The organism is Herbaspirillum camelliae (genome assembly GCF_001929405.1).
Taxonomy (GTDB): Bacteria; Pseudomonadota; Gammaproteobacteria; order Burkholderiales; family Burkholderiaceae_D; genus Herbaspirillum; species Herbaspirillum seropedicae.
On the sequence record NZ_KV880769.1, the window covers coordinates 2,383,152 to 2,404,136 of the forward strand.

18 protein-coding genes are annotated in these 20,985 nt (G+C 61.4%); 10 read left to right on the forward strand and 8 right to left on the reverse strand.

Features of this window, described 5'->3' with window-relative positions; genetic code table 11:
• Positions 1–315: 315 nt before the first annotated feature.
• A complete protein-coding gene (locus tag BGK68_RS10645; protein ID WP_075257074.1) occupies positions 316–1,359 on the reverse strand; it encodes an AraC family transcriptional regulator in 1,044 nt (347 codons plus the stop codon).
• 128 nt (positions 1,360–1,487) lie between these two features.
• On the opposite strand from BGK68_RS10645, the gene BGK68_RS10650 reads away from it, so the two are divergent.
• The 4 genes from BGK68_RS10650 (at position 1,488) to BGK68_RS10665 (ending at position 6,428) form a co-directional block, all read left to right on the forward strand.
• Positions 1,488–3,158, forward strand: coding sequence for an AMP-binding protein (locus BGK68_RS10650; RefSeq protein ID WP_075257075.1), 1,671 nt, complete (start codon positions 1,488–1,490; stop codon positions 3,156–3,158).
• Between the two features lie 48 nt (positions 3,159–3,206).
• Complete coding sequence (locus BGK68_RS10655) at positions 3,207–3,971, forward strand: SDR family NAD(P)-dependent oxidoreductase (protein ID WP_075257076.1); 765 nt, start codon at positions 3,207–3,209, stop codon at positions 3,969–3,971.
• Positions 3,972–4,040: 69 nt separating this feature from the next.
• Positions 4,041–5,243 (forward strand): acetyl-CoA C-acyltransferase, encoded by a 1,203-nt coding sequence (locus BGK68_RS10660; RefSeq protein ID WP_075257077.1) that lies wholly within the window; start codon positions 4,041–4,043, stop codon positions 5,241–5,243.
• A 36-nt stretch (positions 5,244–5,279) separates the two neighbouring features.
• Entirely contained in the window at positions 5,280–6,428 is a 1,149-nt protein-coding gene (locus BGK68_RS10665) for an acyl-CoA dehydrogenase (protein ID WP_075257078.1), read from the forward strand.
• Positions 6,429–6,513: 85 nt separating this feature from the next.
• Here BGK68_RS10665 and BGK68_RS10670 read toward each other — a convergent pair whose 3' ends face one another.
• The 6 genes from BGK68_RS10670 to BGK68_RS10695 form a co-directional block, all read right to left on the reverse strand.
• Complete coding sequence (locus tag BGK68_RS10670; protein WP_075257079.1) at positions 6,514–7,437, reverse strand: helix-turn-helix domain-containing protein; 924 nt, start codon at positions 7,435–7,437, stop codon at positions 6,514–6,516.
• Between the two features lie 466 nt (positions 7,438–7,903).
• Positions 7,904–8,953: an aliphatic aldoxime dehydratase gene (gene oxdA / locus BGK68_RS10675; protein WP_075257080.1), complete on the reverse strand. Its 1,050-nt coding sequence runs from the start codon at positions 8,951–8,953 to the stop codon at positions 7,904–7,906.
• A 25-nt stretch (positions 8,954–8,978) separates the two neighbouring features.
• Positions 8,979–10,220 carry a GTP-binding protein gene (locus BGK68_RS10680; protein WP_075257081.1) on the reverse strand — a complete coding sequence of 414 codons (1,242 nt, stop codon included), beginning with the start codon at positions 10,218–10,220 and terminating at the stop codon, positions 8,979–8,981.
• Entirely contained in the window at positions 10,217–10,876 is a 660-nt protein-coding gene (gene nthB, locus BGK68_RS10685) for a nitrile hydratase subunit beta (protein ID WP_075257082.1), read from the reverse strand. Before nthB ends, BGK68_RS10680 begins: the two co-directional genes overlap by 4 nt.
• Positions 10,877–10,937: 61 nt before the next feature.
• Positions 10,938–11,537 (reverse strand): nitrile hydratase subunit alpha, encoded by a 600-nt coding sequence (gene nthA, locus BGK68_RS10690; protein ID WP_075257083.1) that lies wholly within the window; start codon positions 11,535–11,537, stop codon positions 10,938–10,940.
• A 70-nt stretch (positions 11,538–11,607) separates the two neighbouring features.
• Positions 11,608–13,122: an amidase gene (locus tag BGK68_RS10695; RefSeq protein WP_075257084.1), complete on the reverse strand. Its 1,515-nt coding sequence runs from the start codon at positions 13,120–13,122 to the stop codon at positions 11,608–11,610.
• Positions 13,123–13,580: 458 nt separating this feature from the next.
• Here BGK68_RS10695 and BGK68_RS28295 point away from each other — a divergent pair, with 458 nt between their 5' ends.
• From BGK68_RS28295 to BGK68_RS27810, 3 genes are all read left to right on the forward strand, one after another.
• A complete protein-coding gene (locus BGK68_RS28295; RefSeq protein WP_233149290.1) occupies positions 13,581–13,955 on the forward strand; it encodes a transporter family protein in 375 nt (124 codons plus the stop codon).
• A 14-nt stretch (positions 13,956–13,969) separates the two neighbouring features.
• Positions 13,970–14,485, forward strand: a complete 516-nt coding sequence (locus BGK68_RS28300) for a transporter (protein ID WP_233149291.1) — start codon at positions 13,970–13,972, stop codon at positions 14,483–14,485.
• Positions 14,486–14,598: 113 nt separating this feature from the next.
• Entirely contained in the window at positions 14,599–14,751 is a 153-nt protein-coding gene (locus BGK68_RS27810) for a hypothetical protein (RefSeq protein WP_158035440.1), read from the forward strand.
• Positions 14,752–14,828: 77 nt separating this feature from the next.
• Here the strand turns inward: BGK68_RS27810 and BGK68_RS10710 are convergent, their stop codons facing one another.
• On the reverse strand, positions 14,829–15,311 hold the full coding sequence (locus BGK68_RS10710; protein ID WP_075259779.1) for a group I truncated hemoglobin: 483 nt from the start codon (positions 15,309–15,311) through the stop codon (positions 14,829–14,831).
• Positions 15,312–15,892: 581 nt separating this feature from the next.
• Here BGK68_RS10710 and BGK68_RS10715 point away from each other — a divergent pair.
• Genes BGK68_RS10715 through BGK68_RS10725 form a run of 3 tightly spaced genes read left to right on the forward strand, consistent with a single transcriptional unit; the run spans position 15,893 to position 20,966 of the window.
• Positions 15,893–18,643, forward strand: a complete 2,751-nt coding sequence (locus BGK68_RS10715; protein ID WP_075257086.1) for a type VI secretion system Vgr family protein — start codon at positions 15,893–15,895, stop codon at positions 18,641–18,643.
• Entirely contained in the window at positions 18,640–20,361 is a 1,722-nt protein-coding gene (locus BGK68_RS10720; RefSeq protein ID WP_075257087.1) for a hypothetical protein, read from the forward strand. The genes BGK68_RS10715 and BGK68_RS10720 overlap by 4 nt, the downstream gene beginning before the upstream one ends.
• Positions 20,358–20,966, forward strand: coding sequence for a hypothetical protein (locus BGK68_RS10725; RefSeq protein ID WP_075257088.1), 609 nt, complete (start codon positions 20,358–20,360; stop codon positions 20,964–20,966). The genes BGK68_RS10720 and BGK68_RS10725 overlap by 4 nt, the downstream gene beginning before the upstream one ends.
• Positions 20,967–20,985: the final 19 nt, after the last annotated feature.

A 20,985-nucleotide genomic window follows, 5' to 3' on the forward strand; every position in this document is an offset into this window, starting at 1 on the left:
ACGATGGATTAGCGCTTCTCACGAGTGAATAAGAGGCAATTTCTCCCGCCATATCAGATTTCAGATTACCAACTGCACGCCAAGATCAGCAATAGATCCAGACTCTTCAAAGCGTTCCGTGTTTGAAAAGGCCAGGAAATGCTATCCGCAGATCTGCAATCGGCCAGGCACCGATATGGAATGCCATTTCAGCTTCAATACACACTAAGTCTCCTATGCCCAAGTCAATTCGAGAATGCCGATATTGATGCCGCCCCGCCACCCTTAAATTGGATGAAGCCCTTGTTTGATCCTTTGTGCGTTATCGAGTCCACCTCAGCAAGTCAACACAGATTGCTTTGAGTCGATCACCCTGGCACGCAACAAGTCGCGCCGAAAAGCCCCCGGACTTTTTCCTGTCCACTTGCGAAAGGCCCGATGGAATGCACTGGCTTCCGTAAAACCAAGCTGCGCAGCTATTGCAGCCACGCTGAGCTCGTTTGCTCCGAGCAGCGTCTGGGCGATGCCACTACGTATCTCATCTTTGAGTGATGCATAGCTCTGTCCTTCGTCACGCAGGCGACGCCGCAGGGTCGCTGGCGATACGCCGAGCCGTTCGGCAATGGCTTCGAAGTCCGTCCAGTCGGTGGGGGGCGATTGCTTCAGACAGGCGCGCAGCCTGGTGACCCACCCGGTGTCATGACGATATCGCACCAGGAGGTTGGCCGGCACATCCCGCAGGAAGGGCTTGAGCGCGGCGTCAGAGCGGATCACCGGAAGATCAAGATAGATGGACTCGAAGCTCAGGCAGCATCGAGGCTTGTTGAAGTTGACGGGCACTCCGAAGAATTCCAGATAATCAGGTCTTCCTTCCGGCAGCGCGCAGGAAAAGTCGATGCACTGCAAGGGAATGCGCCGGCCTACCAGCCAACAGGCCAGTCCGAGCAGCAGTAGCAAGAAAGTCCGGTAGGCAAAGGCAGGATAGGGCGATCTGTTCTTGATCAGGATGATGTGGGCCTTGCCGCCATCGATCCGCAATTCGCCATACGGTTCATCCAGCACGATGCGCAGGAAGCGCAAGGCCCGCCGCAATGCCTGTCCCAGCGACTCTGCATGCAGCACGGCATGGCACAGCAAGGTGAAGCTTCCCTGGCGCATGGGACGCGCCGACAGGCCGAAGAACTCATCGTCCGTGGTGCGCGCGATAGCCAGCCACAACGCCCCATATTGCTCCGCGCTGACCGGCCCGACCTCATCCGTGGTCAGCCCCGCCTCCTGCAGCACTGGCTCGGTGTCATATCCTTGCCTGACCAGGCAGCCCAAGGCGTCTTCCACAAATGAGAAAGGGATGGAAGCCGTATCGCTGGTCTTTTTCAACATGGTAAATCCGATCAAGGAATCAGCAGCTATTTGTCATTGATTGCAATGTTTTGCCGGCCTAGTATCTATTGCCATACACATTGAAGTCACGAGTGTAAGCGCAAAAAATACAAAGTGGAGACGACACCATGCCTGACCTTATCCCCGCGCCGCGCAAGCCGGACTATGCAGACGTCTATGCAGGATTTCGCATCGAGACGCTGCGAGAGCAGTTTCAAGGAGACTTCGAGACGGGCATCAATGCCTGTGTCGAGTGCTGTGACCGGCATGTCGAGGGAGATAACATCGCCCTGGATTTTGTCTCCCTGCATGGCGAGCATCAGCAATACAGTTTTGCGCAGGTACGCTCGATGGCGGCACGGGTGGCCAATCTGCTCAAGCAGCAAGGCATCCAGCCGGGCCAGATCGTGGCCGGGATGCTGCCGCGCACCCCGGAGCTGCTGGCCACGGTGCTGGGCACGTTGCGCGCCGGCGCGGTCTACCAGCCCCTCTTTACGGCCTTCGGTCCGAAGGCGATAGAACATCGGCTGGCACTGAGCGGCGCCAGCCTGATCGTTACCAATGTGGCCAACCGGGACAAGCTGGATGAGATTGCCAATTGTCCCAAGGTCTGCACGGTCAGGGAAAGCAACGACCCCTTGCGTGCCGGCGACATCGATTTCCGCGCCGCCCTGGACGCCCAGTCGGATGACTTCGCGCCGGTCCTGCGCAGCGGCGCCGACCTGATGCTCATGATGTCCACCTCCGGCACCACCGGTGCGGCCAAGGGCGTGCCGGTGCCGCTGTCGGCGTTGCAGGCGTTCTCGGTCTACATGCGCGAGGCAGTCGGCTTGCTGCCGCAGGACAAATTCTGGAACATGGCTGATCCGGGCTGGGCCTATGGCCTCTATTACGCGATCATCGGCCCGTTGGCCATCGGCCAGGGCATCACCTTCAACGAAGCCGCATTTACCGTCAGCGGGACTTACGAGACCATCCGCCGCCTGGGCATTACCAGCCTGGCCGGCGCGCCCACTGCCTATCGCATGATGATGGCCGCTGGCGAGGAGGCTGCCGCCAGTGTCAAAGGCCGGCTGCGCGCGGTCAGCAGTGCTGGTGAACCATTGAACGCCGAGGTGGTGCGCTGGTTCGCCAGCGCCCTGGAGGTCCCCATCCATGACCATTACGGGCAGACCGAGCTGGGCATGGTGGTCAACAACCATCACGCCTTGCGACACGAGGTCGTGCCAGGATCGGCCGGCTTTGCCATGCCAGGGTATCGCGTCGTGGTGCTCGACGAGAACCACCAGGAACTCGGTGCCAACCAGCCAGGCGAGCTGGCCATCGACATCGCAAGATCGCCACTGTTCTGGTTTTCCGGCTACTGGAAGCAGGATACGCCGGCCATTGCCCACGGCTATTACTCCACCGGCGACAACGTCGAGCTGGAGAACAACGGCAGCATCAGCTTCATTGGGCGTTCCGACGATGTCATTACCTCGGCGGGCTATCGTATCGGGCCGTTCGATGTCGAAAGCGCATTGCTGGAGCATCCTGCGGTGGCTGACGTGGCCGTCATCGGCCTGCCGGACCCGGAGCGTACCGAGATCGTCAAAGCCTTCGTGGTCCTCTCGGACCAGTTCAAGGCCAGCGATGCCTTGAGGGAGGAATTGGCGCAACACGTCAAACGGCGTCTGTCCGCCCATGCCTATCCACGCGCCATCGAGTTTCTCGACGCCCTGCCCAAGACACCCAGCGGCAAGCTGCAGCGTTTCGTGCTGCGCAAGATGGAAGCGGACCGGCGCGCTGGCCATCCCTGACACGCGCGGGTTGCGTTTGATTCAATCGAGAATAAGCGAGGAGAGACAATGGCTGTAAAACAAGGTGTCTACGTCGTCACCGGCGCGGCTTCCGGACTGGGGGCGGCCACCGCCGAGCAGCTCATCAGGGCCGGCGCCAAGGTGGTGCTGGCCGATGTCAATCCGGTGGCCGGCGAAAAGATGCAGGCCACGCTCGGCGCCAATGCCCGGTTCGTACTGACTGACGTCACCAGCGAGACCAGCGCGCAGGAGGTCTTTGGGGTTGCCAGCGCCATGGGGACGGTGGTCGGACTGGTCAACTGCGCGGGCATTGCCCCGGGGGAGAAGCTGCTGGGCAAGGGCGGCGTGCATCGGTTGGACAGTTTCATGCGTGCACTCAACATCAACCTGGTGGGCTCGTTCAACATGGCGCGGCTGGCGGCGCAGCACATAAGCGCTGGCCCGGCCGACGAGTCGGGCGAGCGTGGCGTCATCATCAACACGGCCTCGATTGCGGCCTTTGACGGGCAGATGGGGCAGGTGGCCTATGCCGCTTCCAAGGGCGGGGTGGTGTCGATGACCTTGCCGATGGCGCGCGAGCTGGCGCGTCATGGCATACGCGTTGTGACCATCGCGCCCGGCATCATCGAAACTCCCATGATGCTGGGGATGCCGGAGGAAGTGCTGGAGTCCTTGAGCCGCAACGTACCCTTCCCACCCCGGCTCGGAAAGCCATCCGAATTCGCCGGCCTGGTCATGCATATCCTGGAAAACCGCTACCTCAACGGCGAGGTCATCCGCATGGATGGTGCGCTGCGCATGAGCGCCAAATAGCGGTGCCCCGGCAGATGTGTGAATGAACAAGATGCATGAAAGATCAATGAAGCTGCAAAGAGGAAAAACATGTCCGAAGACCCGGTTGTGATTGTGTCGGCCGCCCGTACCGCCATGGGTAGCTTCCAGGGAGCACTGGCGGATCTGCCGGCGCCACACCTGGGCGCCGTGGCGATATCGGCCGCCCTGCAACGTGCCCAGCTATCTGCTGACCAGATCGCGCAGGTCGAGCAGGTGTGGATGGGTTGCGTGCTGCAGGCAGGCCTGGGCCAGGCCCCCGCACGGCAGGCCGCCTTGCGTGCAGGTTTGCCGCAGACGGTAGCCTGCGCGACCTTGAACAAGGTCTGCGGTTCGGCCATGCAAGCCGTCATGCTGGGTCATGACAGCATCCTGGCCGGTTCGGCGTCGATGGTGGTGGCCGGCGGCATGGAGTCGATGTCCAATGCCCCGTATCTGCTCCCCAAGGCCAGACGGGGTTACCGGCTGGGGCACGACAGGTTGCTGGATCACATGTTCCTCGATGGACTGGAAGACGCCTATTCGGACCAGCATCGCGGTCGCCTGATGGGAACCTTCGCTGAGGATTGCGCCCGCGAGTTCGGTTTCACCCGAGCCCAGCAGGATACCTATGCGGTCCAGTCCACCTTGCGCGCGCGCCAGGCGATCACCAGCGGTGGCTTCGACTGGGAAGTGGTTCCTGTCGACGTGGCGGGAAAGAAGGGCAGCGTCGTGATCAGCCAGGATGAGGGACCGATGGCGGTGAACCTGGAGCGCATTGCCACGCTCAAGCCGGCCTTCAGTGTCGATGGCACGGTTACGGCCGCCAATTCCTCTTCCATCTCTGACGGTGCCGCGGCCTTGGTCCTCATGCGCGAATCGGCGGCGCTCAAGCAGGGCTTGACGCCCTTGGCCAGAATCCTGGGTCACGCCTCGTACGCTGGCGCGCCCGAGAAATTCCCCACAGCTCCCATTGGCGTGCTGCGCAAGATATTCGCCAAGACCGGGCTGGATGCCGCCAGCACGGACCTGTTTGAAATCAACGAGGCGTTTGCGGTGGTGCCCATGGCGGCCAGCCGGGAACTGGACATCGACATGGAGAAGATCAATGTCCACGGGGGCGCCTGTGCGCTAGGGCACCCCATCGGTGCTTCCGGGGCGCGCATCATCGTGAGCTTGCTGGGAGCGCTCAAAGCGCGCGGTCTCAAGACAGGCATCGCCAGTCTGTGCATCGGCGGCGGCGAAGCGACCGCCATCGCCCTGGAGCTGTCATGACGGTCGAGCGCTGCTCGCATGAAGAGAGGTCTGGAAATGTTGCTCAGTCCTGAACACGAGATGATTCGTGACGCCATGCGTCACTTTGCCCAGGAACGCCTGTTGCCCTTTGCAGCGGACTGGGACAGAAATCATACCTTTCCCGCCGAGGCCCTGAAGGAACTGGCCGAGTTGGGCGCCATGGGTATGTGCGTGCCGGAGCAGTGGGGCGGCGCCGGCATGGATTACATGAGCCTGGTGCTGGCCCTGGAAGAGATTGCCGCAGGCGACGGGGCGACCTCAACCATCGTCTCGGTCCAGAATTCCCTGGCCTGTGGCATTACCGAGAAATACGGTAGCCCGGCCCAGAAAGAGCAATGGCTCAAGCCGTTGGCACGCGGCGAGATGTTGGGCTGCTTTTGCCTGACCGAGCCGCACACTGGCTCGGACGCCGCAGCCATCAGGACCAGGGCCGAGCGCGATGGTGACGATTTCATCCTCAACGGGACCAAGCAATTCATCACCAGCGGCAAGCACGCCGGGGTGGCTATCGTATTTGCCGTCACCGACAGGTCAGCAGGCAAGAAGGGCATCTCCTGCTTCCTGGTGCCGTGTGATACCCCGGGCTTCGTGGTCGGACGTAGCGAAGAAAAGATGGGACAGCATGCTTCCGATACGGTCCAGATCACGCTCGATAACTGCCGCGTTCCGGTTACAGCCTTGCTCGGCAAGGAAGGGGAGGGCTACCGCATCGCCTTGTCCAATCTCGAAGCCGGACGGATCGGCATTGCCGCGCAGAGTGTGGGCATGGCGCGCGCCGCCTTCGAGGCCGCCGTCAGCTATGCCCGGCAGCGGGAATCGTTCGGAGTCCCCATCATCGAGCACCAGGCCGTCAATTTCCGCCTGGCCGACATGAACACCCTGCTGGACGCCGCCAGGCTCATGGTGTGGCGCGCCGCCCAGTTGAAGGATCAGGGACGTCCTTGCCTCAAGGAGGCATCGATGGCCAAGATGTTCGCCTCCGAGGCCGCCGAGAAAATTGCCTCCGATGCGATCCAGATCCATGGGGGCGTCGGCTATACCAGCGACTTTCCGGTCGAGCGCATTTACCGTGACGTGCGCATCTGCCAGATCTATGAAGGGGCCAATGATATCCAGCGCCTGGTCATCGGTCGGACCATCGCCAGCGATCAGGCGCATTCGTGAAACGTGACGTAGGTCGGACAAACGAATAAAGGCTGCCAATCGGCAGCCTTTATTCTTTGTTCTTTGTTCTTTATGGAGCAGGGACCTAGTGCGACAACAGGCTCTGCGGGGTACAGCCAAAGGCGGCCCGGAATACCCGGCTGAAGTGGGACAGATCGGAGAACCCGGCGTCCAGCGCCGCCGTGGTGACATTGCCGACATTGCCTTCGGTGAGCGCGCGATAGCTGGCTTGCAGCCGCACCCGGCGCAGCACGTCCATGGGAGTCTGGTTGTGCTGGGCAAAGGCGCGTGTCAGCGTTCTTTCAGAGACGTGGTGAGCGGCGGCCAGGACGTGGAGATTGAGTTGCGGGTCGGTATAGTTCTCGCGCAGATAGGCGAGAACACGTTTGTAGAGATCATTCTTTTCTGCCGCAGTTGCCCTGGAACCGGGCGCGGCCAGGCTCAAGGCGAGCACGTCCAGCAAGGCGGCGCTGTAGCGTACCGCCGACTCGGCATCGTTGAATTCGCAAGTGCCTGCCTCTTCCAGCATCGACCGCAACGCCATCACACCGGGCCGACGCGCGTCGATCAACTGCGCGGTCAGGTGTTCGGCTTCGGGACAGCGGCTCAACAATGACTTGCGGGGCAAGCGGGTCAGATAGATCTTCTCGGGGCCCAGTGCGAACTCGAAAGGGCGGGCGCCATCGTACAAGGCCATGTCACCCGATTGCAGGCGGGTCTGGCGACCGTCCTGTGCCAGATAGGCTTCGCCGCTGACCATAAAGGCAAGCCACAGGTCATCGTCGGGATTTGAACGAATATGGTGCGCATCACGTCGCCAATGGTGCAAGGGCGAGCTCATGATGGCCATATCGAGCATCCCGATGGAACTCACTGACATGGCGCCGTCGAAGACTGGCGTGCCCAATAGCTTGCTGTCAGCCTGAAGGCAATGACGACAAACGACATCATTCCAATACTCGAAGCGCCGTGGCGCTTCGACGATCTCAGTGGTGTATTGAGCCTTCATAAGGGGCACTCCTGATCTATCGAGTCGATGCAGACATGCTGGCTGATGACCGGGCTGGCGAATGGGCTTGGCTGGCTGGTTTCGTGCAGCGTGGTGGCTGCTGGAGGACCGATCCCCGGTAGCAAAGTATCCGCCAGATGAACGCACAAGGGCAATAGAATTTCATGCATCGCTGCCAATGGCGCTACATATTTTGTGCAAAATTTATGCCTGCCTTCGGATATCTGGACAAGCTGCGCTGAAGGAGGAATTTGATCGATGAATTGCGTGCAGTTCACGACCCTCGATTGGCCGGAAAGCGGCCAGGGGAAAGCGTTTCAGTGCAGCGCAGCAAATGCAGTCAGGTGAGGGCAGCGTCGTTCAAGGCAGTGCTCAGGATGTGGTTCAGGGCGAAAAAAAACCACTGGGTGGATTGCCCAGTGGTCCTGCCGATGACCTGTCGGGTGACTGGCTCGGGCGTTTCTGCTCAGGAAGTTTTGGCGTCGCGCAACATGCCGGTTTGCGGATGGCAGTTGATGTATTCCAGCCATTGCGTAGCACCATCGGAGACCGATACCTCGTGATAAAGCCTGAGTTTTTTCAGGCCGGTGACGACCTTGAAGAAGGTGGTGAAGATGCGCAGGTGGGTGGGATGTGATTCGGCCCAGCGTTCCAGCAGATCCAGCGAGCGCCAGTGGCCGATGTCGTAGGCAATGTCGAGCAGATTGCCCTCCAGGTCCACATTGCGCACGAAGCGGTTGCTGTAGCAGCCGATCTCCTTTCCCTGATCCCGCAGGAAGTCCATGCCATCCTGCAGAGGTGGCAGCATCTCGTTGAAATAGAGCGCGCGCTCCTGCGCGTCGGCATCGACCCAATCCTGGCCGGAGCGAATCAGCGCGATGTTGTCATGTCCCTTGAGCAGCACCCGGCCGCCTTTGGCGGGCTCGCCGGAGATCACTTCCAGCTGGCCTGACGGGCGCATCCGGTCCACTTGCGACGCGGGAATACGGTCACGCATCGATCCCCAATACCCGTGCTCTTCTATGTCGTCGCTGATGCGGTCCATGACAGCGCCCACCCCTGGCAGATCTTCCTTGAAGGCATACAGGGTCTCGAACTGCTCGGCGCGTGGCGAGAAGACTTCCCTGAAGTAGCCGACGCCATCGGCGAGCCGGGCATCGCTGTCCCACCATCCGGCGACGTCGGGGGAGCGCATCCAGCGGCAATAGCGGCCCGCATCACGCCAGTAGCCGACGACGATGAAGTTGCCATAGCCTTGGTTGTCGAGGTGATAGCTCATGTCATGGTTGCCTGGGCCATCGGACAGAGCGAAGCTGGAGACGATGTGGCGCATGGCCTGCAGTGCCTCCGCTCGCTTTTCTTCCTTGAACTGGATGCCCAGGTAGGCCATCGTCACTTGCGTCAGGGTTGCGTCAGCGCGGCCGACCCACATCGGGAAGGGAGGCTGGTAATCATCGCCCACCCGGCGTGAGAGCGTGCGAGGACATTTGAGATGCTGGTCGATTGCGGATTCCATGCGGGATCTCCTTCTGGAAAAAATATCAATGCAAAGTGCTACTGGCGCGCTCGTCGAACGCGGCGGCACCGTATAGCTGTGCCCAGGCGTCCGGACCGGCCTCGATTTCGGTGGTGGTAAGCAGGCAGGCGTCGAGCTCCTCGGTCAGCACCTCCCAATCGATGCGTTGGCCGATGAAGACCAGTTCCTGTCGGCAGTCGCCCGCCAGTGCGTCCCACTTTTCCTGGATGCCTTGCCGGCGATAGCTGTCCTGCGGCCATTGGGTCTGCTCGATGAAACGCCACCAGCGGCCCACGAAGCCCCACTGGAACTGGCCGCCGGTCTGGACCAGCATGGCAATGTCGGAATATCTGCTGGCCATCCAGAGATAGCCTTTGCAGCGCAGCAGGCGACCATTGCGCCAAGGACGTCCGAGCCAATCCAGCAGGCGGCCGGGATGAAAGGGCAGTCTCGCGCGATAGACGCTGGAAGAGATGCCGTAGGTGTCGGCCTCGGAAGGCGGGTGGGTGCCATCCATGGTCTGCATCCATCCTGGCATACGGGCCAAGCTGGGCAGATCGAACAGTCTGGTATCGAGTACCTGATCCAGATCGACCTCGCCGTGCGCCATCGGCAGAATCCGTGCAGTCGGATTGAGCTTCTGCAGCATTGCCTTGAGCGCGGCGAAGGCGCTGGCGTCGATCAGGTCGATGCGGCTGACCAGGATCACGTTGGCATACTCGACTTGCTCGATGAGCAGGTCGGAAAGTCGGCGCGTGCTGGCGCCATCGGCCTGGGCAATGGCGACGTGGTCAGCCAGTTGCTGTTCGAAGGTTTCGCCGTTGACCACGGTGACCAGCGTGTCCAGTCGCGCCAGCTCGCTCAGGCTGAAGCCATTGCTATCGAGAAATGCAAAGGTCTCCGCCACCGGAATGGGCTCGGAAATGCCGGTCGATTCGATCAGCAGATAATCGAATCGCCGCGACCTTGCCAGCGCGCTGACCTGCTCCAGCAAATCAGCGCGCAAGGTGCAGCAGATACAGCCATTGCTCATCTCCACCAGCTCATCATTGCCGCGGTAGAGTTCGGTATTGCGCCGTACATCGTCGCCATCCATGTTGACTTCGCTCATGTCATTGACGATGACTGCCACTTTCATCCCCGCCCGGTTGCGCAGGATATGGTTGAGCAAGGTAGTCTTGCCAGATCCGAGAAATCCCGATAACACCGTCACCGGGATCCTCTGCGCCTGAGCATTGAGCAATACCTCGGGCGCGGGTTTGTTCATGCGCGTCCACCTTGTTGCGGTACTTTGTCCAGATAGCCTTCGAACAGGTCGACCACCACGAAGCCGTCGTCGCAGGCATCGCCCCACACATCGCGGTTGCTGAACTGGACATGATAGGTCGGCTGCATGGCAGCGCTCTTGTCGCCGTGGCCGATGGTGTCGGGGAAGGGCCATTGTTCGGTGGTACGGTGCAGCACCACGCCCTCTTTGCCGCGTACATAGCCTGGGCAGCGGATGTGGCCGGTGACACGCTCGTCGCGCACCAGGACGCGGTCGCCCACTTCGAAGGGCGGGCGACCGGTGATGGCGGGGCGGCCCTGGGATTGTGCGGGGCGGGCCAGCTGGAAGTGGGAACCCAGTGCCTCGTCGAGCTCCTCCTGGGTGAGCACGCCTAGCTCCACCAGCAGCGATGCGGTGGCGATCACATAGCGTTCGTAGTACTGGGTGTTGGCCTGCTGGCGGAACTCGATGCGTTCCACCGCGTGACGCACTTCGTCCACGCTGTAGAGCTTCATGTGATCGGCGCCCAGGAACATCAGGGTATAGGCCAGGTGCTCCCAGTCCTGCTTGAAGACCTTCTTGTAATCGAGGCTGTTGATGGTGTGCGGAATCCGGCCGAAGCCTTGAACACCGCCGAGGTCGTGAAAGCCATCCATGTTTGAATCTCCGTTGATTGATGAGAAATAAAAATCAAGCTGCTGTGCACCGGACCGGTGCTCAACCTACCTTGGGAAGGGCCACGCCGATGAGCACGTCCTTGGTGATGAGCTTGCTGAGCGCCTCTTCGCTCCATCCTTCGGTTCCGGCCGGACGCATCGGCAGCACCAGGTAGCGGGTCTCGGCGCTGGTGTCCCAGACTTTCACCGTCATGTCCTTGGGCAGTTCGGTGCCGAGCTCGGCGAGCACCGTGCGTCCCTCGCGCACCAGGCGGGCGCGGAATTCGAAGCCCTTGTACCACTCCGGCGGCAGGCCCAGTACCGGCCAGTTGGTGCAGGAGCAGAGGCTGCAGACGATGACGTTCTTGAGTGTGGGCGTGTCTTCCAGCGCCACGATGTATTCGCCCTGCGGGCCGGTGTAGCCGAACTCTTCGCAGGCGGCCGTGCCGTCACGCAGCAGCAGTTCGCGGTATTGCGGATCGCTCCAGGCCTTGGCTACCACGCGGGCGCCATTGGCCGGGTCGAACTTGTTGGCCAGCAGATCGGTCAGGCCTTCGATGTAGCCTGCCGGGATCAGCTTCTTGTCGTTGAGAACCTTGAACAGCGCCCAGGCCCGTTCACCGGGGGTGGATGTCTGTGCGGAAGAGGATGGATTGCTCATGATTTGTTGACTCCTGGCTTGAAAATGCGGGGTGGGAAAAAATGCTTTTAGGAACGTCACGAAAGAAACATCAATGCTGCTGCCAATCCATGCTGGCTTCGAAGGCCGCTGCCGCTTGGTAGAGCGTGGCTTCGGCATAGTGTTTGCCGACTAGCATCAATCCCACCGGTAGGCCTTCGACCGTGCCACAGGGGATGGACATCGCCGGGTGGCCGGTGATGTCCAGCGGTGCGGTATTGCCAATCATCTCGAAGGCGCGCGCGACGTACTCGGCCAAGGGGCAGCCCGGGCGCGGCAATGGCTGCGCGATGATGGGGACGGTGGGCATGACCAGCAGATCGACATCGGCCAGCGCCTTGTCGTAGCCGGCGCGTGCGCGCCGGGCGATGTTCTGGGCCTTGGCATAGAAGCGTCCCTGGTACTGGGTCAATCCGTATTGGCCGACGAACATGCACAGCTTGAGCGTGGCCGACAGATCATCGGCATGCTCACGCCAATGGGAGTGGCGATCCAGCAGACCTAGGTCGTAGAGACCCTTCCAGTTGAAGCCCATGCCGTTGCCATGCATCATCTGCATGGTCAGGCCTTCGCAGCCGATGGGCTGCCAGAGCGCACCGGCCAGCGCATGTTCCTCGACCGATACGGTGGCCACGGACGCTCCCAGTTTTTCCAGTTGGGCAATTGCGTCCTGCACCTTGTCTGCCACCCGCCTATCCATATTGCCCAGTGCAAAACCTTCGGTGAGGATGCCGATCTTCAAACCACGCACGCCACGATCGAGCGCTGCGGTATACGGCTGCACCACGGGTGCATATTGGCGCGGATCGAGTCCATCTGCGCCGGCAATGACTTCCAGCATCAGCGCGTTGTCGCGCACGTTGGCGGTGATCGGTCCGACATGATCGACCGTCGCTTCAATGGGCATGACGCCGGTATAAGGAACCAGGCCATGCGTGGCCTTCATGCCATAGGTGCCACAGAAGGCCGAGGGAATGCGGATCGATCCGCCCTGGTCGCCGCCGATGGCCATCTCCGCTTCCCCCGCCGCCACCAGCGCGGCACTGCCCGACGAGGAGCCGCCGGAACCATAGCCGTGGCGGCGGGGATTGTGCACCGGAGCCGGGTCGGAGGTATGGCTGCCGCCCGACAGGCAGAAATGCTCGCAGGTGGCCTTGCCCAGAATGGTGGCGCCGGCATCGAGCAGGCGGGTCACGATGGTAGCGTCGTAGCTCGGCACGAAACCTTCCAGCGTGGAAGAGCCGTTCATCATCGGCACGCCTGCCAGGGCCACATTGTCTTTGAGCACCACGGTGCGGCCCGCCAGCTTGCCCTCGGCGGCGCCCTTGACGGTGCTTTTGCAGGCCCAGGCGTTGAGGGGATTGTCCTTGGCTGCCGGCCGGGCGGCCGCCGAGCGCGGATACTTGACGGCGGGAATTTCATCGGGCAAGCCATCGATGACATCGTAGGCATCGAAGCTTGCCTGCATCAATTCCAGATATTGACTGGCCTGCTCCGTGGTGAGCTGGATGTGCAGGGAACTGGCGAGCTCCTTGAGCTGCTCTGGGGTGGGTCGGACGATAGGCATGAAATTCGCGCTCCTGTATTTCGAATGCACCGCGAGGGGGCATTGCACTGCAATGGGAAGGTCAGCAGCGGCAGTCCGCAAGCTCGTGGCGGCCACCGCGCATCGCTATCATTGGCGAGCATCACTGTCGATGCTTGTCCGTGCAGGTCATTCGTTTGTCATTTGCGGACAAGCCAGCCGGTGTCGTGAGGAAAAATGGGAAATCGTTTACGTATTTCCGTCTTAGTGCTCTGCAGACCAGGAAGGGCGCGACAGGCATGCAATCCACGTCAAGGCGGGCGTGGCAAGTATCGGTTTTCAGAATGTCTTGTTATGGCAAGTACCTTGGCTTGATTTGACGAGTCAGGCGGGCCTTGCCTCTTTATCTTTTCATCACCGTCGGATCGGTGCAGGCATGCGACGAAGCCTGTCCGGAACACGGCGATTCCATCCACATGAAAAGAGAGGACAAGATGAACATGCAATTGAAAGCAGGACGCCGTTTCGCCTCGTTGCGAACGGTCTTATTCTCCATTGCCGTTGCCCTGGCGATGGGCGTGATGGCCGACGCTTGCGCCATCGATGTCGATCCGGCAGATTATGTGCCGGCCCCTGCGGGGACCACCGCCGGTCTGCTGTATCAGCAGCATGCCGAACGCGACGCCAGCTACAGTGGAGGTAACCGCAATCCTGGCAATCCTTTGCTGACCTCCGACGTGACCATCCTGCGCCTGGTGCATTACATGAACATCGGCGGCTATATCGTGGGTCCCCAGGTGCTGCTGCCCTTCGCCAGTCTGCGCAGTGGCCGCGACATCAGGGCCTGGGCAGTGAGAACGCCCTGGGCGACCTGATCCTGGCCGCGCCTGTGTGGCTCGTCAACGATCCTGCAAAATCGACCTTCTTTGCGGTGGCCCCGTATCTCTACCTGCCCACCGGATCGTATTCCGACAGCCGCGCCCTCAACGTTGGCGAGAATCGCTGGAAGTTCGACCTGCAAGCCGGTCTGGTCCAGCAGATATCCGGTCCCTTGTATCTCGACCTGACCGGCGACGTCATGGTCTTTGGCAAGAACAACGATTATGGAAGTGGCCGAGGCAGCATGAGTCAGGCGCCGCTTTATCAGTTGCAGTCCTATCTGCGCTACCAGTTTTCCGCCACCACTAATGCAAGCGCCGGGCTGTCGCGTACCTGGGGCGGTGAGACCCGTGTCAATGGCGTGGACAACCACGACCAACCCAATCAGTTGAAGATTTCCTTCGGCGGCAGCACCTTCGTGGCGGCCAAGACGCAGATCATGGGAAGTATCGGTCGCGACTTGTCGGTGGACAATGGATTCAAGGAAAACTTCCGTCTGAACCTGCGGTTGCTGCAGATATTTTGACAAGGCGGGCAGCCATCGTGTGCAAGCTTGATCCGCGCCGATGGCTGGTGGCTTGAGTACCAGGCAGCGGGGGGAAGGTCATGTTGTTTGAGTTTTACCTTGAAGGATTCACCATGAAGCTGCGTATCGTGTCCCATCTGAACCTGCGCAGAGAACCTCAAGGCGAGATCGAAGCCCCACTTGCTTACCCCGCATGGGACATGAAAAAAGAACAGGGAATGCTGGCAAGGAAATTCCTCTTTGGAGGAAGTCACCTTGCTGGTTGAACAAATCGCCGGACGATCATCTGGCGAGCCATCGGTGATGGATCACCAGGTGAGCAAGTTTGGTTCGATCACGAAACTCAAGGTCTGGGCCAAGTGATGCCTACGCTTTTCATTCCCTTGGCCACGTCCATTTCCGGATGGGCCAGCACGACGTCACGGTAGGATGGGCTGCCGATGACGGCGGGTTTGAACTTGGTCAGAAAGGCCGTGACTTCTTCACGGATATCCTGGGGAACTGCAAAGTTGTCGTAGCACTCGTCCATGCATTCCATCACCGCTTGCCAGTGGACCTCGGTGAGGCCCATTCCACGGTGTGCGGTCACCATGTCGCGTCCTCTGTATTGCGCATTCCCACCCCAGTGAACCGACAGGAAATCGACAAAATTGATGTGCTCCTTCTGAAAGGTGGATTCGGACATGTGGCTCCAGATATGGCCAATGGCGGGGTGCTTCATACAGGTCCGCAGCACTTCTCCTGCAAACTTGTAGATGGCGTCATAGCCTCCCAGACGTTCGTAGAGGGACGGCTGTTGCGGCTCGGATGCTTGGATATCAGTCATGTGATGGTTCTCCATTTTGATGTGGTTCTGGTATTTCGTTTGACAGGAAGTCGCCTCCATACCGTATAGGGCAGGCGCAAGCGAGGACATTGCGGTGGAATCCGATGAACAAGCTTGCTGTGATCAAGGTAGCGAGGATTGTTCATCGAAGCTTGTTTCAGAGGGTCAATCGGCTTGACGAAAATAGACAGCACCGCGCGTGCTGAGGCGGCCTCCGGCCTTCAAGCTCAACAATAAGATCGGCAGAAAAGCGTCTGTTGCTGACGGCGTGTCGGGAACTCATCGACAGGCTTTGGCTCAAAGCGGCTTACGTTGCCTGATCCCAAAACGGGAACGTGTTGGCGAATGAATAATAATTAGCATCCAATCTCCCTGGTTCGATTTCTGCGGGCGTCTGTTCAAGGCGCCGCTGGTACTGCGTGCGTAACCAAAATGCAAACGGGGGCTTGCGATGGTCTCGCCAGTGCATTCCTGTTCGTCCTCGCCTGAGCAAGTTCGTGTCACTGTGGTCAGCCCATGCTGATCATGGCGCTGGGGGGGGGCAATGCCGTTTTCCAGTCTGCTTACTGCCCTCTAGCGCTATGGACAATGTACTGACAACGCTCTCTGCGCTGGCCGACACCTTCGTCGGCCAGGAAAAACGTATCCTCAAGCTCGATTCCGTGCTGGGCCCCGACGTGCTGCTGCCGCAACGGATGGTGGGCAGCGAGCGTCTGGGGCGGGGTTACGATTACACCATCGACCTGGTCTCCACCCGCGACGATATCGAACTCAAGAAGCTCATCGCCCAGCCGGTTACGCTTTGGTTACAGCAGGACGGCAGCGATTACGCGCCTGTGCATGGCTATGTGCATACGGCCAGGCGCCTGGGCAGCGATGGCCAGTTAGCCTCTTTCCAGATCGGCATGGCGCCGTGGCTGCACTTCCTCAAATACCGCAAGGACGCGCGCATCTGGCAGGACAGCAAGGCCGACGACATCCTGGCTGACGTGTTCGACCAGCACGCCTATGCCCGCGGCAACTACCGCTTCGAGATCGCCACGCCAGCCTTGCCGCGCTCCTACTGCACCCAGTACGAGACCGACTGGCACTTCGTGCAGCGCCTGATGGAAGAAGAGGGCTGGTATGCCTACCACGAGCAGAAGCCGGATGGCTTGGGGCATGTGCTGGTGATCACCGACAACACCGACCAGGCCAAGCCCTTGTCACCGGAACAGTTGGCCTTCCACGGTGCGGGTACGCAGGAGGAAGTCAACCGCATCCTGCACTGGAGCGCCAGCCGTGGACTGGCCTCGACCCGGCTGGCCACGCGCACCGATGACTACAAGTCGCCGGGCGACCAGAAGCAGACCCAGGAGCGTGTGCTGCCCGAGCATGGGGCCTTGCCGGGCGAGCTGGAAGTCTATGAATACAGCGGCCCCTACAGTTACGCCAAGCAGGACGACGGCGACCGCCAGGCGCGTCTGCGGGTGGAACAGTGGGAATCTTCGATGAAGCGTTTCACCGGGGTGTCCGGGGCGCGCACCCTGGCGGCCGGTCGCTGGTTTACGCTCACCGAGCACCCGGCCCATCGCGGCGATAGCAAGCAGGACAGCCAGTTCATGCTCATCGCCGTGGAGTGGTTCATCGAAAACAACCTGCCCCTGTCCGGCACGGCCAGGGATTTCCCGGGCAGCCTGAAGTCGCAGCTGGATGCCTTCAAGGCCTCGATGGGGCGCAGCAACGACGATGAGGGCGGCAATGCCCGCACCGGTCATTGCTTCAATCGCTTTGAAGTGCAGCGGCGCAAGCTGCCCTACCGCAGTCCCTTCGACCACACCAAGCCGGTGATGCATCCGCAGACGGCGGTGGTGGTCGGGCCGCAGGGCGAAGAGGTGTTTACCGACAAGCTCAATCGCGTCAAGGTGCAGTTCCGCTGGGACCGCATCAATCCTGGCGATGAAAAGGCGTCGTGCTGGGTGCGCGTGAGCTATCCCAATGCCGGCGAGAACTGGGGCGAGGTCAAGGTGCCCCGGGTGGGACAGGAACTGATCATCTCCTTCCTCAACGGCGACCCCGACCGGCCCGTGGCGACCGGCCGCCTGTTCAACCAGGAGCAGCCGCCGCAATGGCACACCGATGGCCGACTGTCAGGACTGAAGTCCAAGGAGTTCGGCGGCAATGGCTTCAACCAGCTGGTGATGGATGACACCACCAGCCAGAACCGCGTCCACCTCTACAGCAGCCAGTCCAACGCCCAGCTCAATCTCGGTTACCTGGTTAGCCAGGCCGACAATGAACGCAGGAATTTCTATGGCTCCGGCTTTGCCCTGAGCACTGATGACTACGGCGCGGTGGTCACGCAAAAAGGCCTCTACCTGAGCAGCTATGGACGTCCCGGTCCGCAAGGCACGCAGCTCGACGCCAGCGAGGCCACTAGCCTCATGAAGGCCAGCGCGGACCTGGTGCGCGGGCTCTCCGACAGTGCCTCCAAGGCCGGTGCGGAAGCGCTCGCGCAGGACAGCCTCAAGGACTTCGTCGACGCCACCGAAGACAAGTACAGCGGCCAGGGGCAGGGCAGCGCCAATCGCTTCAAGAAGCCGCTGCTGATGATGGCCGCACCCGCCGGCATCGGCCTGGCCACCGACCAGGGCACGCAGGTGCACTCGGCGCAGGAGACTACCCTGACCTCCGGCAAGGACACCAGCATCGCCACCGGCAAGAGCCTCCTGGCCACGGTCAAGGAAAAGATCAGCCTGTTTGCCCAGAACGCCGGCATGAAATTGTTCGCCGCCAAGGGCAAGGTGGAAATCCAGGCCCAGAGCGATGATCTGGACCTCATCGCCGAAAAGGTGGCGCGCCTGCTCTCCACCAGCGGCAGGGTCGAGATCCACGCCAAGGACGAGGTGATAATCTCGGCCGGCGGCTCCTTCATCCAGATCAATAGCGCAGGCATCACTCAGGGCACACCCGGCAAGTGGGAGGCCAAGGCCTCGTTGCATTCCATGCCGGGGCCGGCTAGCCAGAACTTCGTCATGCCGCATGTGCAGAAGAGCGAGCTGCAGCCCTCGGACATGGAATTCCGCCATCTCACCGACTGGGGCGAACCGCTGGCCGGGGCCGCCTACAAGGCCATCCTCAGCGATGGCAGCGTGCGCAAGGGGACGCTGGACGCGCAGGGCATCGCGCGCCTGAGCGGCGTGCCGGCGGGCGCCAGCGCCAAGGTGGAATACAACTATCAACCGCTGCAAGCATCTTCCATGGTCAACACCGAACTGCACGAGGACGTGCATGAATTGCTCAACTGGGCGCCCAAGGTGCTCGGCGCGCTGGGCAAGGGAGGCAAGTCGTGAGCCAGGACAAGGACGAACACAGCATCCTCGACGACGCCTGGAGCAGCGTGGTCGGCGGCATGGATTGGTTGAAGTCGGTACTCTTCGGCGAGTTCGCCGACAACAGGCCGCTCTCGGCGGTGGTGGCCGATATGCTGGTGAGCTTCGTGCCCGGCGTGGTCATCGTCACCAGTGCGCGCGACGCCGTGGCGGTGATCCTGCGCATGGCCAGCCATCCCGAGAAGCGCGAAGACATCATGGAATGGGTGCTGCTGAGCGCCTGCCTGATCGTCATCGCACTGCCCCTGGCCATGGCCGCCGGCGGCGCTGCGGCGGCAGGCGTGGGCGCCATCGTCGGCGGGCTGGCGGGTTCCGAGCTGGGGGCCGCGCTGCGCTCGGTGATGCTGCTGCTCATCAAGGAAGCTTCCAAGCTGGTGGAACTGGTGCGTTTCCTGCAGAAATTCATCAAGGGCGACGTCATGAAGTTCCTGCGCGCCGTCAAGTTCGCGCCCTATGAAAAGGCCTTGATGGCGGCGTTGCGCAAGTTCAGCGGCAAGCTGCTGAGCATGGTCAAGTCGCTGCGCGTACACCTGGAAAGCCTGAGCTACTTCAACGTCGTCAAGCATCGCATCGCCATCCTGGCCGAGTGGGAACGCAAGTTCTACGCCGTCCAGCAGGAAGCGCTTAACAAGATCCCCAAGGCGCTGGCCGAGCTTGATGCGCGTCTGGCCAAGGTGCTGGCCGAGGCTGCCCCCCAGGAAGCCCATACCGCATCGGCGGGCGTGCAGGCCAGCAAGGCCGCGCCGGCCAAGCCGCCCACCCAGCGCGTGCGGGATACACCGGGCCAGGTGCTGCCCAAGGAGCCCCCGGCTGCCGCGCCCCACGCCGCACCCGCTGCCAAGTCGGAGGCCTTGCCGGCCAAACCTGGGGCCAAGCCAGCTGGCAAGCCCGCCGCCAAACCTGCCGCCAAGACCGCAGCCAAGCCTGCCGACGGCGCCGCCGGCAAACCGCCGCTCAAGGACAAGCCCGATCCCGTCGATCCGGCCAAGCCCGGCCCGAACGGCAAGAAGCAGGCCGTGGTCGATGCGGCTGCGGCAGCCGATCGCGCCCGCATCACGCAGCTTTCCAACGAGGCCGACGCCGCCGCCAAGGCGGGCGACCAGGCGCTGGCCGCGGCCAAGCTGGAAGAGGCGCGCAGCATCCTGCGCCCGTATCTGCCCAAGAATCCGGGCGATAGCTGGGACGAGGTGGTCAAGCGGCTCGATGTGTCCTCGCCCAAGGATGGCGCCGTGTTCTGGTCCGGCACTTCGGGGCAGGCGTCCAAGCTGGGTCAGGTTGACGCCGCGCGCGCCTACGCCGAGAAAATGGGCGGGGTGACGCTGGAAACCACGCCAGGCGGGCGCATCATCGATGGCTGGGATGATGTCAACAAGGCCTATCCCTGGAATGCCTCGGGCGGACAGCCAGGCCCCTACGCCAGCGGCCTGTGGGGCAGCGTTTCGGAAAAATACGCCAACGGCGCCTCCGGCGTCGTCAATGTGGTACAAACACCGGAAAAGCTGTGGGATGCCGGCACCGTCTGGCATAACAGTGAAAAGCCCCTGCTGATGGACTTGAAGAAAACCACCGGCCAGATCACCGACATCAAGATGCATGTCGTAGACTTGGGCGGCCAGTCTCATCCTCTGTCCGATAATTACATCGGCGATCTACTCAAGTTTGACCAACGAAAACCATGAGCGCATATCAACACTTCCTCGACTTCTTCACGATGTACAACCGGGAGCGTCTGGACGGCCTGAACGAAACCTACTTTGCGCCGATGACGGCGGAGGAGCGCAGCAAGGCCTTCGACCATCTGCTGGAGATGACCAGACCGGGCGGTTCCGACGAGAGCGTCAAGGGCTTGTTCCTGGCCGATGCCGAGCGCGCCGTGCCGGTGGTGCGGGAGCTGCTGGACCAAGGCGTGCTCAATGACGACGCGGCCCTGGCCGCCGCCTGGGAGCTGTATCGCCGCCAGCCCGATCCGGCGCTCATCGACGTCTTCCTGCGGCTCATGTCCAGCACCGACCGCACGTTGCGCGCGCGCGCCGCCTTCTACGTGCCGGCCGATGAATCCAACGAGGCGCTGCTGGAAGCCTTGCGCGGCATGATCCGCACCGAGACCGAGACCTTGCCGCTGGTCAATGCCACCAACAAGCTGCTGGAATGCTACGGCATCACCGAGGAGTCCCTGCCGGAGGCGCAATACCTGCGCCTCTATCGGGGACTGCGCAGCGACGACCTCAAGACCAAGGAAGCCACCTTCAAGGATCTGGATCGCCTCTTCGGCCTGGATGCGTGAGCGTACTGACGTCGTTTCC

Bases quoted from the DNA above. Each gene is read 5' to 3' on its own strand.
- BGK68_RS10645 (WP_075257074.1), bottom strand. From the start codon at position 1,359: ATGTTGAAAAAGACCAGCGATACGGCTTCCATCCCTTTCTCATTTGTG.
- BGK68_RS10650 (WP_075257075.1), top strand. From the start codon at position 1,488: ATGCCTGACCTTATCCCCGCGCCGCGCAAGCCGGACTATGCAGACGTC.
- BGK68_RS10655 (WP_075257076.1), top strand. From the start codon at position 3,207: ATGGCTGTAAAACAAGGTGTCTACGTCGTCACCGGCGCGGCTTCCGGA.
- BGK68_RS10660 (WP_075257077.1), top strand. From the start codon at position 4,041: ATGTCCGAAGACCCGGTTGTGATTGTGTCGGCCGCCCGTACCGCCATG.
- BGK68_RS10665 (WP_075257078.1), top strand. From the start codon at position 5,280: ATGTTGCTCAGTCCTGAACACGAGATGATTCGTGACGCCATGCGTCAC.
- BGK68_RS10670 (WP_075257079.1), bottom strand. From the start codon at position 7,437: ATGAAGGCTCAATACACCACTGAGATCGTCGAAGCGCCACGGCGCTTC.
- oxdA (WP_075257080.1), bottom strand. From the start codon at position 8,953: ATGGAATCCGCAATCGACCAGCATCTCAAATGTCCTCGCACGCTCTCA.
- BGK68_RS10680 (WP_075257081.1), bottom strand. From the start codon at position 10,220: ATGAACAAACCCGCGCCCGAGGTATTGCTCAATGCTCAGGCGCAGAGG.
- nthB (WP_075257082.1), bottom strand. From the start codon at position 10,876: ATGGATGGCTTTCACGACCTCGGCGGTGTTCAAGGCTTCGGCCGGATT.
- nthA (WP_075257083.1), bottom strand. From the start codon at position 11,537: ATGAGCAATCCATCCTCTTCCGCACAGACATCCACCCCCGGTGAACGG.
- BGK68_RS10695 (WP_075257084.1), bottom strand. From the start codon at position 13,122: ATGCCTATCGTCCGACCCACCCCAGAGCAGCTCAAGGAGCTCGCCAGT.
- BGK68_RS28295 (WP_233149290.1), top strand. From the start codon at position 13,581: ATGCAATTGAAAGCAGGACGCCGTTTCGCCTCGTTGCGAACGGTCTTA.
- BGK68_RS27810 (WP_158035440.1), top strand. From the start codon at position 14,599: ATGAAGCTGCGTATCGTGTCCCATCTGAACCTGCGCAGAGAACCTCAA.
- BGK68_RS10710 (WP_075259779.1), bottom strand. From the start codon at position 15,311: ATGACTGATATCCAAGCATCCGAGCCGCAACAGCCGTCCCTCTACGAA.
- BGK68_RS10715 (WP_075257086.1), top strand. From the start codon at position 15,893: ATGGACAATGTACTGACAACGCTCTCTGCGCTGGCCGACACCTTCGTC.
- BGK68_RS10725 (WP_075257088.1), top strand. From the start codon at position 20,358: ATGAGCGCATATCAACACTTCCTCGACTTCTTCACGATGTACAACCGG.